This window comes from Burkholderia sp. 28_3 (assembly GCF_003253915.1).
GTDB classification, from domain to species: Bacteria; Pseudomonadota; Gammaproteobacteria; order Burkholderiales; family Burkholderiaceae; genus Burkholderia; species Burkholderia cenocepacia.
The window spans coordinates 121,828-134,560 of record NZ_QKZF01000004.1; the positions used below are offsets into that span (position 1 = coordinate 121,828).

Annotated in this window: 12 protein-coding genes and 1 pseudogene; 7 read left to right on the forward strand and 6 right to left on the reverse strand. The window is 68.8% G+C overall.

Translation table 11 applies throughout. From position 1 onward, the window contains the following. Positions 1–43: 43 nt before the first annotated feature. Both DFS13_RS11220 and DFS13_RS11225 read right to left on the reverse strand, forming a co-directional pair. Positions 44–790: an SDR family oxidoreductase gene (locus DFS13_RS11220; protein WP_060212727.1), complete on the reverse strand. Its 747-nt coding sequence runs from the start codon at positions 788–790 to the stop codon at positions 44–46. A 298-nt stretch (positions 791–1,088) separates the two neighbouring features. Further along, a complete protein-coding gene (locus DFS13_RS11225) occupies positions 1,089–1,994 on the reverse strand; it encodes an IclR family transcriptional regulator (protein ID WP_006485919.1) in 906 nt (301 codons plus the stop codon). 293 nt (positions 1,995–2,287) lie between these two features. On the opposite strand from DFS13_RS11225, the gene DFS13_RS11235 reads away from it, so the two are divergent. Genes DFS13_RS11235 through DFS13_RS11260 form a run of 6 tightly spaced genes read left to right on the forward strand, consistent with a single transcriptional unit; the run spans position 2,288 to position 8,084 of the window. Continuing rightward, positions 2,288–3,370: an ABC transporter ATP-binding protein gene (locus tag DFS13_RS11235; RefSeq protein ID WP_060212994.1), complete on the forward strand. Its 1,083-nt coding sequence runs from the start codon at positions 2,288–2,290 to the stop codon at positions 3,368–3,370. Then, positions 3,371–4,363 carry an ABC transporter permease gene (locus DFS13_RS11240; protein ID WP_058902769.1) on the forward strand — a complete coding sequence of 331 codons (993 nt, stop codon included), beginning with the start codon at positions 3,371–3,373 and terminating at the stop codon, positions 4,361–4,363. It begins immediately after the preceding gene. Continuing rightward, positions 4,360–5,154, forward strand: coding sequence for an ABC transporter permease (locus DFS13_RS11245; RefSeq protein ID WP_048988333.1), 795 nt, complete (start codon positions 4,360–4,362; stop codon positions 5,152–5,154). Before DFS13_RS11240 ends, DFS13_RS11245 begins: the two co-directional genes overlap by 4 nt. Beyond that, entirely contained in the window at positions 5,154–5,501 is a 348-nt protein-coding gene (locus DFS13_RS11250) for a (2Fe-2S)-binding protein (RefSeq protein WP_012493144.1), read from the forward strand. Before DFS13_RS11245 ends, DFS13_RS11250 begins: the two co-directional genes overlap by 1 nt. Next, entirely contained in the window at positions 5,498–6,940 is a 1,443-nt protein-coding gene (locus DFS13_RS11255) for an NAD(P)/FAD-dependent oxidoreductase (RefSeq protein ID WP_060212729.1), read from the forward strand. Before DFS13_RS11250 ends, DFS13_RS11255 begins: the two co-directional genes overlap by 4 nt. Beyond that, positions 6,933–8,084: an FAD-binding oxidoreductase gene (locus tag DFS13_RS11260; protein WP_060212731.1), complete on the forward strand. Its 1,152-nt coding sequence runs from the start codon at positions 6,933–6,935 to the stop codon at positions 8,082–8,084. Before DFS13_RS11255 ends, DFS13_RS11260 begins: the two co-directional genes overlap by 8 nt. Positions 8,085–8,097: 13 nt before the next feature. Here DFS13_RS11260 and DFS13_RS11265 read toward each other — a convergent pair. After that, positions 8,098–8,427: pseudogene (locus tag DFS13_RS11265) on the reverse strand (zinc ribbon domain-containing protein); the annotation flags it as partial. A gap of 263 nt (positions 8,428–8,690) precedes the next feature. Between DFS13_RS11265 and DFS13_RS11270 the strand changes: the two are divergent. Further along, complete coding sequence (locus DFS13_RS11270; RefSeq protein ID WP_034202725.1) at positions 8,691–9,737, forward strand: ABC transporter substrate-binding protein; 1,047 nt, start codon at positions 8,691–8,693, stop codon at positions 9,735–9,737. A gap of 22 nt (positions 9,738–9,759) precedes the next feature. Here the strand turns inward: DFS13_RS11270 and DFS13_RS11275 are convergent, their stop codons facing one another. The 3 genes from DFS13_RS11275 to DFS13_RS11285 are packed head-to-tail and all read right to left on the reverse strand — an operon-like array spanning position 9,760 to position 12,641. Beyond that, positions 9,760–11,094, reverse strand: a complete 1,335-nt coding sequence (locus tag DFS13_RS11275; RefSeq protein ID WP_060212733.1) for a serine hydrolase — start codon at positions 11,092–11,094, stop codon at positions 9,760–9,762. A 47-nt stretch (positions 11,095–11,141) separates the two neighbouring features. Then, the gene (locus DFS13_RS11280; protein ID WP_230205475.1) at positions 11,142–11,543 is read right to left on the reverse strand and encodes a BON domain-containing protein; all 402 of its coding nucleotides are present in this window, start codon (positions 11,541–11,543) and stop codon (positions 11,142–11,144) included. A 39-nt stretch (positions 11,544–11,582) separates the two neighbouring features. After that, positions 11,583–12,641, reverse strand: a complete 1,059-nt coding sequence (locus DFS13_RS11285; protein WP_034202728.1) for a porin — start codon at positions 12,639–12,641, stop codon at positions 11,583–11,585. Between the last annotated feature and the right edge of the window lie 92 nt (positions 12,642–12,733).

The window sequence follows — 12,733 nt, forward strand, 5'->3', positions numbered from 1 at the left end:
CGCCGGCACGACGTACCGGGCTCGGGAAACGTGACGCACGGGCTTAAAGCTGCGACGCGCCGCCATCGACGACCAGCTCGGTGCCGACGACGAACGACGATTCGTCGCTGGCGAGATAGAGCGCGGCGCAGGCGATGTCGTCCGCCGTGCCCATGCGGCCCACCGGAATCGCTTCGGCGAATTCGGCCTTGCGGGCGCGCACCCATTCGGCGGGCTTGCCCCATTTCGAGAGCAGCGGTGTGTCGATCGCGCCGGGCGCGATCGCGTTGAAGCGGATCTTCCGGTCGAGAAATTCGTACGACCAGCTGCGAGCCAGCGATCGCACGGCGGCCTTCGCTGCGGCGGTCAACGAGATGCCATGCTTGCCGGTCTGCGCGACGAACGAGGTATTGAGGATCACCGACGAACCTTCGCGCAAGTACGGCAGCGCCGCCTGAAGCGTGAACACCACGCCCTTGACGTTGACGTCCATGATGCCGTTGTAGAGCGTGTCATCGATGTCGTCGACGGCAGACGGGAACGCCCAGCCCGCGTTGGCGAACACGACATCGAGGCCGCCGAACGTGTCGTTGACCTCCGCTGCAATCGCGCGCATGTCGTCGAGCGACCGTACGTCGCCCTTGAGCACGATCGCATGCTCGCCAAGCTCCGCCTTCACCCGCTCGAATACGGCGTCGTCGCGCCCCGTCACCGCGACGCGCGCGCCTTCTGAAATGAACAGCTTCGCGGTGGCCAGACCAATGCCGCTGGTGCCGCCCGTGATCAATGCCGATTTGCTCTTGAGTCGCATCTTCCGTTCCTTTTCATGTCGTGATTGATCAGGCCGGATATGCGACGCGTCATTGCGTTTGTGTGCGGACTCCGGCTTGCTCGTTCATGTGAAGTATGGAACGGGACGTAAATGGCTCAAAGGTCGTATAACCCTCGAAATACGCCATTCGATCCGAACGTATCGCGCGCTCGCGGCGCCACACGCGCAAGCCCGCAAGAAAAACGAAAGCGCGCGAGTCCGCCGGACCCTGCGCGCCTTGATCGGACGTGCATGGCTTGCGCAAGCAAGCCGATGAAACGGCAACGCGCAACGCTCGCTAGACGGTTTTCCCCGATAGCCCGTGCATCGGCCGCCGCAACGCGGCGTCGAACGGATTGGTGCGCGGGCCGATCGCGTCGGCCTGGCGTCGCAGCAGTTCGACGACCATCGGCATCCGGTCGTCGCCGAGCCGCGACGCGAGCGTGCCGACGCTCAGCGCGCCGACCGGATAACCGGTGCGGTCGAGGATCGGCACCGCGACGCCGGCCATCCCGTCGAGCACGCCGCTATTGCGGCCCGCGTAGCCGAGTTGCCGCACGCGTTCGATCTCGGTGCGCAGATACACCTCGTCGAGCACGCCGTAGCCGCGAATGCGCGGCACGTTGAAGCGGATCACCTCCTCGCGTTCGGCTTCGGGCAGGAACGCGAGGATCGCGAGGCTGCCCTGCCCCACACCGAGCGCGATGCGCCCGCCGATGTCGCCGGTAAACGAGCGGATCGGAAACGGCCCTTCGCACAGGTCGAGACACACGGCGTCGAAGCCGCTCTTCACGAGCAGGAAGATGGTCTCCCCGAGGCTCGCGCACAGCCGCAGCAACGCCGGACGGCATAGCGTGCGCATGCTGCTCGGATTGCCGGCCTGCGCGGCGAGCGCGAAGAAGTCGACGCTCAGCCGGTACAGCTTCGACTGCTCGTCCTGTTCGACCATCCCTTCGGCGATCAGCGATTGCAGGATCCGGTGCGCGGTGCCCTGCGTGAGGCCGACGGCCTTCGCAAGATGCGTGACGCGCACGCCGTCCTGCTGCATGCCGGCCAGCGCGCGCAGGATCGCGAACGCACGCTGCAGCATGCCGGTACCGGGCGCGCCGGCCGGCTCGACCGCATCTGCCGCGTCGACGACGCCCTCGTCCGGGCGCGGCGTGCGCGCGGCCGGCGACGTTCCGGGCGAATGGGGTTCCTGCATGCCGGCTCTCCTCGACGATTTCATTGAACGGAATAGGGTAGCCGCCATTGTCGTCCGGTCGAAATTCCGCTGACATCCGGGTGTGCACGGGATTGACGCGTGCGTTTCGCGGCTCGGGCGCCCTTCATCCATCGGAACGATTCGCCTGCGATCGGCCGGTTCGTTCCGTTCAACGGAATTTTTTCGAAATTCATCCCGTTCAGCAGAATTCGAAATTGACGCGCCGAAATATGGCTGGCTAGAGTCCGCGTCATCGGCGCACCGGCCACGCGGTGTGCGAACCGGAGCTCTCCATGTCGTTTCTCACGCTTACGGATCTGACGAAAACCTTCGGCGCGCTCACCGCCGTCGCGGACGTCAACCTGTCGGTCGAACAGGGCGAATTCGTGTCGCTGCTCGGGCCGTCCGGTTGCGGCAAGACCACCACGCTGCAGATGATCGCCGGCTTCGTCGACGTCACGCGCGGCCACATCGCGCTCGACGGGCAGGACATCACGCACCTGAAGCCGAACCGCCGCGGGCTCGGCATCGTGTTCCAGAGCTATGCGCTGTTTCCGCACATGAGCGTCGCGGAGAACGTCGGCTTCGGCCTCGACATGCGCGGCGTCGACAAGGCCGAGCGCGCGGAGCGCATCCGCGCGGCGCTGGCGCTCGTACGGCTCGACGCGCTCGCGCACCGCTTTCCGCGCGAATTGTCGGGCGGCCAGCGGCAGCGGGTTGCGATCGCGCGCGCGGTCGTGATCGAGCCGCCCGTACTGCTGCTTGACGAACCGATGTCGAACCTCGACGCGAAGCTGCGCGAGGAGATGCAGTTCGAGCTGCGCGCGATCCAGCGCAAGATCGGCACGACGACGATCATGGTCACGCACGATCAGTCCGAAGCGCTGTCGATCAGCGACCGCGTGGTCGTGATGGAAGCCGGCCGCATCACGCAGACCGATACGCCGTACCGCGCGTACGAGCGCCCGGAAAACCGCTTCGTGTCGCAGTTCATCGGCAAGGCGAACCTGTTGCCCGGCACGATCGTCGCGCACGACGGCGACGCGATCCGCATCGACCTCGGGCACGATCTCGCCGAGACGGGCCGCACCGCGCACCTGCCGCCGCGCGAGCGCGACATGCGCGTCGGCGACGCGGTGTCGGTCTGCATCCGTCCGGAGAAGCTGCGGCTGTGCGCGCCCGACGCCGGCCGCTTCGCCGCGACCGTCACGAGCCGGTTCTTCCTCGGCAGCCAGTGGCTGTACCGCGTCGACAGCGCGCTCGGCGAAGTGCTCGTGTGCTGCCAGAACGAAGGCGCGGAACCGCTCGCGGAAGGCGCGCCGGTCGGCATCGACTGGCACAGCGACGCGGTGCGCGTGATGCGCCGGGAGGCCTGAATGCGACCGCCTTCCCGCCCGCTCTCGACCGACGTCGCACCGGCCGGACTCGCGCGATCGGGTGCGCATGACGCGGTGCCGACACGCACCGCCGCGCACGCGACGCAGCCGGCCCGCACGACACGCGCGAGCTGGCGCGCCCATGCGCCGCTGTGGCTGATGTGCGCGCCCGCATTCGCACTCTTCGCCGCGCTCGTGCTCGTGCCGCTCGCGATGACCTTCGTGTTGACGTTCTACCGCTTCGACCCGGCCACCGGTCCGATCGCCGCGTTCCAGTTCGGCAACTACGCGGAAGTGCTCGGCTCGTCGTATTTCCACACGATCTTCGCGCGCACGTTCGGGATCGCCGCGCTGACCACCGCGATCTGCGTCGCGATCGGCACGCCGGAAGCGTACGTGCTGTCGAAAATGCGCGACCCGTGGCGCTCGCTGTTCCTGCTCGCGATCCTCGCGCCGCTGCTGGTGTCGGTGGTCGTGCGCGCATTCGGCTGGAGCATGCTGCTGAACACCGGCGGGCTCGTGAACCAGGCGCTCGGGCTCGTGGGTCTCGGGCCGTACAAGCTCGAATACACGACCTTCGCGATCGTGATCGCACTGGTGCACGTGATGCTGCCGTTCATGGTGATTCCCGTGTGGACCGCGCTGCAGCGGCTCGATCCGCAGACCGAACACGCGGCGCTGTCGCTCGGCGCGTCGCCGTTCACGACGCTGCGCCGCATCGTCGTGCCGCAACTGATGCCGGGCGTGCTGTCGGGCAGCCTGATGGTGTTCGGGCTGTCGGCGAGCGCGTTCGCGATTCCGGGCCTGCTCGGCGGACGACGGCTGAAGGTCGCGGCCACGGCCGTCTACGACGAGTTCCTCGGCTCGCTGAACTGGCCGCTCGGCGCGACGATCGCGGTGCTGCTGCTCGCCGCGAACCTCGTCGTGATGCTCACTTACTACCGCGTGCTCGAACGCCGCTACGCGCGCAGCCTCGGAGGCGCATCGCGATGAGAAAGAACGGTCCCTTCGCCCTCGCCTTCCACACGCTCGTGATCCTGTTCGTGCTCGCGCCGCTCGTGATCGTCGTGCTCGTCGCGTTCACGCCCGACGAAACGCTGACACTGCCGACCCGCGGCGTGTCGCTGCGCTGGTTCCGCGCGATCCTCGACTATCCGGACTTCGTGACCGCGTTCTTCAACAGCGTGAAGCTCGCGTTCGCGTCGGCCACGCTGTCGCTCGCGATCGGGCTGCCGGCCGGCCTCGCGATCGGCCGCGCGACGTTTCCGGGCCGCGCGTTCCTGAACGGGCTGCTGCTGTCGCCGCTCGTGATTCCCGGCCTCGTGCTCGGCATCGCGCTGCTGCGCTTCTTCGCGCTGATCGGCGCGACCGGCTCGTTCGCGTGGCTCGTGCTCGCGCACATGATCGTCATCACGCCGTTCGTGATGCGCCTCGTGCTCGCGTCGGTCGCCGGCCTCGACCGCAGCATCGAGCAGGCCGCGTGCTCGCTCGGCGCGGACCCGTGGACGATCTTCCGCCGCATCACGCTGCCGATGATCGTGCCCGGCATCACGGGCGGCTGGCTGCTCGCGTTCATCAACAGCTTCGACGAGCTGACGATGTCGATCTTCGTCACGTCGCCGCAGACGGTCACGCTGCCCGTGCGCATGTACATGTACGCGACCGAATCGATCGACCCGATGATGGCGTCGGTGTCGGCGCTCGTCATCTTCATCACCGCCGGCGCGATGCTGCTGCTCGATCGCGTGTACGGCCTGAACCGCATCCTGATCGGCCAACATTGATGACGACTCCCGTTTCCCGTTCCACTCACGTCGCGGACGACGGCGCGCAGTTCGTGCGCGTCGCCGAACGCGAACGCGCCCCCGTCGCGTTCGTGCTCGACGGCCGGCCCGCGCAGGCGCTCGCCGGCGACACCGTGCTCACCGCGATCCTGGTCGCGCAGCGTCGCGTGCGCGTCAGCGAATTCAGCGGCCAGCCGCGCGCGGGTTTCTGCCTGATCGGCGCCTGCCAGGACTGCTGGGTGCGCACCGAAGCCGGCGCACGCGTGCGCGCATGCTCGACGCCGATCGCCGACGGCATGCGGATTCTTACGGCCGCCCGGCCGGCCGCGACCGGAGACGCATCGTGAGCGCCGTACTGCAACCGGTGATCGTCGGCGCGGGACCGGCCGGCGTGCGCGCGGCCGAGGCGCTGGTCGACGCGGGGCTGCACCCGGTCGTGATCGACGAGAACGCGCGCTGGGGCGGACAGATCTACCGCCAACCGCCGGCCGACGCCGCATTCGTGCGCGGCAAGCGCACGCTGTACGGTTTCGAGGCGGCGAAGGCCGACGCCGTGCACCAGACGATGGCCGCGCTGCTGCCGCAGGTCGACTACCGGCCGAACACGCTCGCGTGGTCATGCGGCGCCGGCCGCGTCGACACGCTGCAGGACGGACGCGAAGTGACGGTGCCGTACTCGCACCTGATCGTCGCGAGCGGCGCGACCGACCGCATGCTGCCCGTGCCGGGCTGGACGCTCGCGGGCGTCTATACGCTCGGCGGCGCCCAGGTCGCGCTGAAAGCGCAGGGCTGCGCGATCGGCCGGCGCATCGTGCTCGCGGGCACGGGGCCGCTGCTTTACCTCGTCGCCTACCAGTATGCGAAGGCCGGCGCGAACGTCGCGGCCGTGCTCGACACGAGCCCACTGCGCCGCCAGGCCGCTGCCGCGCCCGCGTTGCTGCGCATGCCGTCGATCTTCGCGAAGGGGCTCTACACCATCGGCTGGCTGCGCGCGCATGGCGTCGCGATCGAAACGGGCGTCACGCTCGAGCGCGTGCTCGGCGACCGGCATGTGACGGGGCTCGCATGGCGCGCCGCCGGCGACGATGGGCAAACCGCGTCGCCACGCGTACTCGATTGCGACGCGCTCGGCCTCGGCTTCGGCCTGCGTTCCGAGACGCAGCTCGCCGATCTCGCCGGCTGCCGGTTCGAATTCGACCCGCTCAATCGCGCCTGGCTGCCCGAGCGCGACGCGGCCGGACGCACGTCGGTGCGCGGCCTCTACGTGGCGGGCGACGGCGCGGGCATCGCGGGCGCCGACGCGGCCGAGGCATCGGGCCGGCGCGCGGCGCTCGCGTTGCTCGACGACGCCGGCATCGCGTCGCGCTCGCCGTCCGCCAAACCCGGCGCGGCCGCGCTCGAACGCACGCTCGCCCGCATCGGCGCATTCCGCGCCGGCCTCGAAACGGCGTTCGCGCCGCCGGCCGAACAGGCTGCCCATTGCGCCGACGACACGATCGTGTGCCGCTGCGAGGAGATCGACGCGGGCACGCTGCGCCGCTGCGTGCGCGACGGCGCGGCGACCGAATTGAACCGGCTGAAGGCGCTGACACGCGTCGGCATGGGCCGCTGCCAGGGCCGCATGTGCGGCGATGCGGCCGCGCTCGTGCTCGCCGCCGAAACCGGCCGCCCGCTCGCCGACGTCGGACGGTTGCGTGCGCAACCGCCGGTGAAACCGTTCCCGATCTCGGCCGCGCTCGCGGGCGACGAGGTCACGGCGATTCCCGACGAGGCACGCGATGAGTGAGATCCGGCATTACGACGTCGCGATCGTCGGCGGCGGCCTCGTCGGCGCGTCGGCCGCGCTCGCGCTGACGCGCCGCGGGCTGCGCGTCGGGCTGTTCGAACGGCGCGACTGCGGCGCGCAGGCGAGCGGCGTGAACTACGGCGGCGTACGCTGCCAAGGCCGCCCGGCCGAGCAACTGCCGCTCGCGCTGCGCGCGCGGCGTCTCTGGGATCGGCTGCCCGAGCTGATCGGCATCGACGGCGAATTCGTCGTGTCCGGCCACTTGCGGCTCGCGCGCAGCCATGACGATCTCGACGCACTCGACGCGTATGCGGCGCTCGCCGGCGCACACGGCTTGCCGCTGCAGGTGATGCGTGGCGATGCGTTCCGCCGCCGCTACCCGTGGCTCGGCCGCGCGGCGCTCGGCGGCTCGCTGTGCGAGACCGATGGCCATGCCAACCCGCGCCTCGTGTCGCCCGCGTTCGCGCGCGCGGCCCGCGCGGCGGGCGCGGACGTCTTCGAGCACACGCCCGTCGACGCGGTCCATCACGATGGCACGCGCTTTCACTTGCAGGCGGGCGGCCGCGCGCACACCGCGACGTGGCTGATCAATTCGGCCGGCGCGTGGGCGAACACGATCGCGGAACGCTTTGGCGAAGCGGTACCGATGGAGCCGATCTACCCGAACATGTGGGTGACCGAACCGTTGCCGCCGTTCATCACGCACAACCTCGGCGTGTACGGCGGCGGCGTGTACGCGCGCCAGGTCGCGCGCGGCAACTGCGTGATCGGCGGCGGGCGCGGCCGCGGCGACGGCGAATTCGGCCAGCCGTCGGTCGATACGACGCGCGCGGTGATGCGCGACGCGTGCGCGCTGCTGCCCGCGTTGCGCGACGCGCTGCTGATCCGCACGTGGAGCGGCGTCGAAGGCTGCACGCCCGACCACAACCCGATCATCGGCATGAGCCGCACGACGCCGAATCTGCTGCACGCGTTCGGCTTTTCCGGGGGCGGTTTCCTGCTCGCGCCGGGCGTCGGCGACGTGCTCGCCGATCTCGTCACGACCGGCGAAACCGCCACGCCACTCGACGCATTCTCGATCGGCCGCTTTTTCCGCCAAGCCGCGCCGACCGCCCCTTTCCGTCAAGAGGAGCCCCACAATTGACGTCCCCCTGCGCCTAACGGCGAAGGATTCCAACATCCGGCGATGCACGTCCGCATCGGAGAATGATCAGCGCAGCATTGGTATCACGATAATGTGCGACACCACATCTACAGCAAGCTCACTCTCTTATTCGCAGTCCTGCGATACCTTTCGGCCGCGTCGTGCTGTCTTTCGATTCGCACGCCGAACAAGACTGGGTAGAACCGCTTTCTTCGACTTTCTTGAACGTGGCTCCGTGCGTAATCGGCTTGTAGCAGAGCGTGTCCCGGCAAGACGACCAGAACGCGTCGCAGACGCTCTTCGTCATCCTGGTGTTGGCGAGTTTCGTAGCCGACACCAGGCCATTCAAGGCGAAATCCGTCGATCACCTCTTGTTCCACTCGAGCGCATGCTTTCGCGTGTCGTTGCAGAGGTTCCAGACGTAGTGCACTACGCGGCTCGTTCAGCAAACCGTCGAGCGACTTCACCCGGTAGCTGTAGACAAGAACCATACCGGTGACCTTAACCCGTGGAAGAAGCTGCCTGTCAGCGGCAATCCTTTCACTCCTCGCCCCCCAAAGGAAGTCTCCTTGGGAGAAAGGCCGGGGTTTCCAGGAGTAAATTTTGATGAAACTGCTCGGAACGATCGCGGCGGCCGCCGCCCTCGGCATCGCAGGCGCCGGCGCGCCCGCGTTCGCGCAAACGAAGACGATCTACGTCGGCATGAACGGCGGCCCGATGGAAAAGGCCTATACGAGCCAGGTGCTGCCCGACTTCGAGAAAGCGAACAACGTCAAGGTGGTGATCGTGCCCGGCACGTCGTCGGACGTGCTCGCGAAGCTGCTCGCGAACCGGAACAAGCCGCAGATCCACGTCGCGTTCCTCGACGACGGCGTGATGGCGCGCGCGGTAAGCCTCGGCGTATGCCAGAAACTCGACGATTCGCCGGTGCTGAAGGAGCTGTATCCGTTCGCGCGGATGAAGGACGACGTCGGCGCGGGCGTACAGCTCGGAATGACCGGCATCGCGTACAACAAGAAGCTGTTCGCCGAGAAAGGCTGGGCGCCGCCGACGTCGTGGATGGATTTCGCCGATCCGAAATACAAGGGCAAGGTCGTGTTCCAGTCGGCGTCGAGCAGCACGTTCGGGCTGCACGGCTTCCTCGCGATCAACCGGCTGCTCGGCGGCAACGAACAGAACGTCGAGCCCGGCTTCGGCAAGTGGGCGAGCACGGTCGGGCCGAATGTCGTCGAGTACATCCCGAACTCGGCGAAGATCTCCGAGATGGTGCAGACGGGCGAAGCCGGCCTGTTCCCGCTCACGCCGACCGGCGTCGGCGACCTGCAGGACAAGGGCATCCCCGTCGCATATGCGAACCCGAAGGAAGGCCCGGTGCTGCTGCTCGTCGACCTGTGCGTGGTCGCGAACAACCCCGATCCGCAACTGGCGCAGAAGCTCGCGCAATTCCTGCTGTCCGCGCCCGCGCAGACGAAGGCGGCCGAGGCCGGCAGGCAGATCCCGACCAACCGTCTCGCGAAGATGCCCGCCACGATGCAGCAGAGCCTCGGCAATGTCGACGACCTGGTGCGCAAGGTGACCGTGGTCGACTGGACCGCGATCAACGCGCGCCGCGCGCAGTGGGATACGCGCTGGAACCGGCAGATCGAACGGTAGCCGCGCACGGGGCGCGGGAACGTTACCGCAGCCTCTCCGCCACCGCGCGCGCCACCGCGCTCAGCGCATCGCCGCGCTCGAGCGCCGCGCGCGGCCGGGTCGCCTCGCGCTGCGCATCGAGTGCGCGCGGCGCGAAGTCCGGCGACGCCGAGAACTTCACGATCGTCAGCGCGGTTTTCGGATCGACGAGGATCGCCTGCCCGAAGCGCCCCGCCGCCGCGAACGAGCCATCACCGTCGTTCACCTGATACCAGTAGTCGCGATACGCGTAGCCGTCCTTGCCGGGTACCACGTTGCCCTTCGCGAACAGCGCCGCGTTGTGCGCCGGCTGCAATGCCGCGCGGATCGTCGCGGCCGGCAGCATGCCGCGCGCGCCGGCGAGCCCGGTGCGCACGCGTTCCGCGAAGCGCGCGGCGTCGCGCAGCGTCGTGTACAGCCCGCCGCTCGCCATCGCCATCGCATTGCGGTCCACCGCGACGTACGCATCGTCTTCCGCGAAATCGCGCCACAGCCACCGCTCGACCAGCGCGCTCCACGACTGCCCCGTCGCGCGCTGCATCGCCCACGAGACGGCTTCCGGCGACCCGTTCTGGTAGAACCATGCGCTGCCCGGCGCGACGTCCGGCACGCGCCGCACGGTCAGCAGGAAATCGGCGATGCTCGCCGGCGCGCCTTCTCGGTGCGGCACGAGCCCGACCGCGCCGAACAGCCCGAGATCGGGCGGGATGCCCGGCGCATACGCGGTGGGCACTTCCATGTCGAGGTTCTGCTGCAGCGTCGCGCCGCCGAACGGCGTGTCGGCCAGCTCCGGCACCGTGCGCGACAGCGGCGCATTCGCATCGAGCACGCCGGATTCGATCATCTGCGCGGCGAGCAGCCCCGTCACCGATTTCGTCATCGACGCCCATGCGTGCGGCTGGTCGGGCCGGAAGCCGTCGAAGTAGCGCTCGTAGACGACCCGGCCGCGCTGCAGCACGATGAAGCCGTCGGTGTGGGTCGCACGCAGGTACGCGTCGAGCGTCAGCGTCTCGCCGCCGATCGTCACGGGCAGCGCGTCGAGACCGGGCGCCGGCTGCTCGGGGAGCGGCATCGGCGCGGCCGCATGCCGGATGCCGGCCGTCGGCGCGAGCAGCCGCGTGTTGCTCAGCGCCCAGCGCAGCCGGGCCGGCGTGAACGCGTTCGCCTTGTCGACGATCCGGTCGGCCGGCGGCGGGAAGCCCTGCATCATGCCGGTCGGCGCCACGCCGTCGGTTGCGGCGGCGACCGTGGCCGCGAGCGCGAGCCCGCCGGCCAGCGCGAAGGTGCAGGCCAGCCGGCGGCCTCGCCGGGTCAGGGTAAAGCGTCGATGAATTTGCATCGGATCATGCCTCCTGGTGGAAAAGGATCGCGCGATGCGCGCGGACATCACGGCTGCTGGCCGTCGATGCGCAACTGGTTCGATACCGACGTCACGCCGTCGACGCGCCGCGCGACCGCCACGGCGAGATTCACCTGGGCCGTATCGGTGACCGAGCCCGCGAGCGTCACGCCGCCGTCGCGCACGCGCACGAGGATGCGCGTCGCGTTCAGGTTTTTCGTGCGGGCGAGCGCGGTGCTGACGCGGCGCTTCAGCTTGCGGTCGGCCGCCTTGCGCTGCGCGGGCGGCACGCCGGCCGACGCCGATGCTGGCGCTTGCGCGGATTCCTGCGCGATCGCAGTCGATGACGACGGAACCGCCGCGCTCGCGGCGTCGGGCTGCGCATGGGCGACGAGGGTCCAGCATGCTGCCGTCAGCAGCCCCGCGGCCATTCTGGATGAAGTACGCATGATCGAATCACGCTCCTGAAAATCGTTGAAGGGAAGACTTCAGAACTGCGTCATCAGCCCGATCGACACGCCGGTCGTCGCGCTCGCGCCGCGCCGCAGGTTCAGCGCCGCGATCGTCGCCGGATCGCGCATGTACGCGCCCGTCATCCCGTTGCGGTCGACTTCGACATACAGCTCGGTGCGCTTCGACAGGAAATACTCGGCGATCGCGTAGGTCGTCAGCTTGTGGCCGTCCGCGCCCGACACGTTGCCGAGATTGCGCGCGCGATCGTAGAACGCGGCCGCGCTCAACTGCACCGACGGCAGCGGCTGAACGACGACGCCGAACGACGGGATATCGTCGCGTCGCGACGGCGCGCCGGCCTTGTTCGCGCGCACGTTCAGCGACGCATAGCTCAGATAGAAGCGCGCGCGGCCGAGTTGCAGCGTGCCGCCCGCCTGGATCGTCTGCGCGGATTGCGAGCCGTCGGGGCTGTACGTCTTCGCGTACGACACGCCGCCCATCAGGTCCGAATACGTATACATCGCGGCCGTCGAATAGCTGGTGCCCGCATGCGAGCGGCCGGCGACGCCGCCCGGCGAATAGTTCGCGCCGAAGCGCAGCCCGCCCACCTGCCCGAGATACTTGATCGTGTTGTTGAAACGCGAATCGAGCGTGAAGAAGTTGCCGTCGAACAGCACGCCCGGCTCGACCGCGAGCGACTGGCCGCGCCCGCCGAGCGGATCGAGCGCGATGCCGAGATCCTCCGCGACGTTGAACTGGCGGCCGAGCGTCAGGCGGCCGAAATCGCCGGCGAGGCCGACATACGCCGCCTGCGAAAACAGCGTGCCCGACGTCTTGAGCGCGCCGTTGCCGCTGTTGAACGCGCCGTCGAGCACGAACAGCGCCTTGAGCCCGTTGCCGAGATCCTCCCGGCCGCGGATGCCGAACTCGTTTCCCGCGATGATGTTGTTGTTGAAGCCGACCTGGCTGCCGCCCGGCAGCCCGTTGACCCACCGCACGCCACCGCCGATCCGGCCGAACAGCGTCACGCTCGACTGCGCGTGCGCGCTTGCACACAGCGCGCCGACCAGCGTCGCCGCGATCATCTTCTTCATGTCTCCTCCTGCCGCGTCGTTGCGCGGCGTATCGTGGTACTGCCTGCCGTCGAAAGGCGCGCCGACCGGCAAGCCGGCCGCACGCCGAAACC

What these genes read in the sequence shown, in the direction of transcription:
- DFS13_RS11220 (WP_060212727.1), bottom strand. Translation starts at nt 790, where the DNA reads ATGCGACTCAAGAGCAAATCGGCATTGATCACGGGCGGCACCAGCGGC.
- DFS13_RS11225 (WP_006485919.1), bottom strand. Translation starts at nt 1,994, where the DNA reads ATGCAGGAACCCCATTCGCCCGGAACGTCGCCGGCCGCGCGCACGCCG.
- DFS13_RS11235 (WP_060212994.1), top strand. Translation starts at nt 2,288, where the DNA reads ATGTCGTTTCTCACGCTTACGGATCTGACGAAAACCTTCGGCGCGCTC.
- DFS13_RS11240 (WP_058902769.1), top strand. Translation starts at nt 3,371, where the DNA reads ATGCGACCGCCTTCCCGCCCGCTCTCGACCGACGTCGCACCGGCCGGA.
- DFS13_RS11245 (WP_048988333.1), top strand. Translation starts at nt 4,360, where the DNA reads ATGAGAAAGAACGGTCCCTTCGCCCTCGCCTTCCACACGCTCGTGATC.
- DFS13_RS11250 (WP_012493144.1), top strand. Translation starts at nt 5,154, where the DNA reads ATGACGACTCCCGTTTCCCGTTCCACTCACGTCGCGGACGACGGCGCG.
- DFS13_RS11260 (WP_060212731.1), top strand. Translation starts at nt 6,933, where the DNA reads ATGAGTGAGATCCGGCATTACGACGTCGCGATCGTCGGCGGCGGCCTC.
- DFS13_RS11270 (WP_034202725.1), top strand. Translation starts at nt 8,691, where the DNA reads ATGAAACTGCTCGGAACGATCGCGGCGGCCGCCGCCCTCGGCATCGCA.
- DFS13_RS11275 (WP_060212733.1), bottom strand. Translation starts at nt 11,094, where the DNA reads ATGCAAATTCATCGACGCTTTACCCTGACCCGGCGAGGCCGCCGGCTG.
- DFS13_RS11280 (WP_230205475.1), bottom strand. Translation starts at nt 11,543, where the DNA reads ATGCGTACTTCATCCAGAATGGCCGCGGGGCTGCTGACGGCAGCATGC.
- DFS13_RS11285 (WP_034202728.1), bottom strand. Translation starts at nt 12,641, where the DNA reads ATGAAGAAGATGATCGCGGCGACGCTGGTCGGCGCGCTGTGTGCAAGC.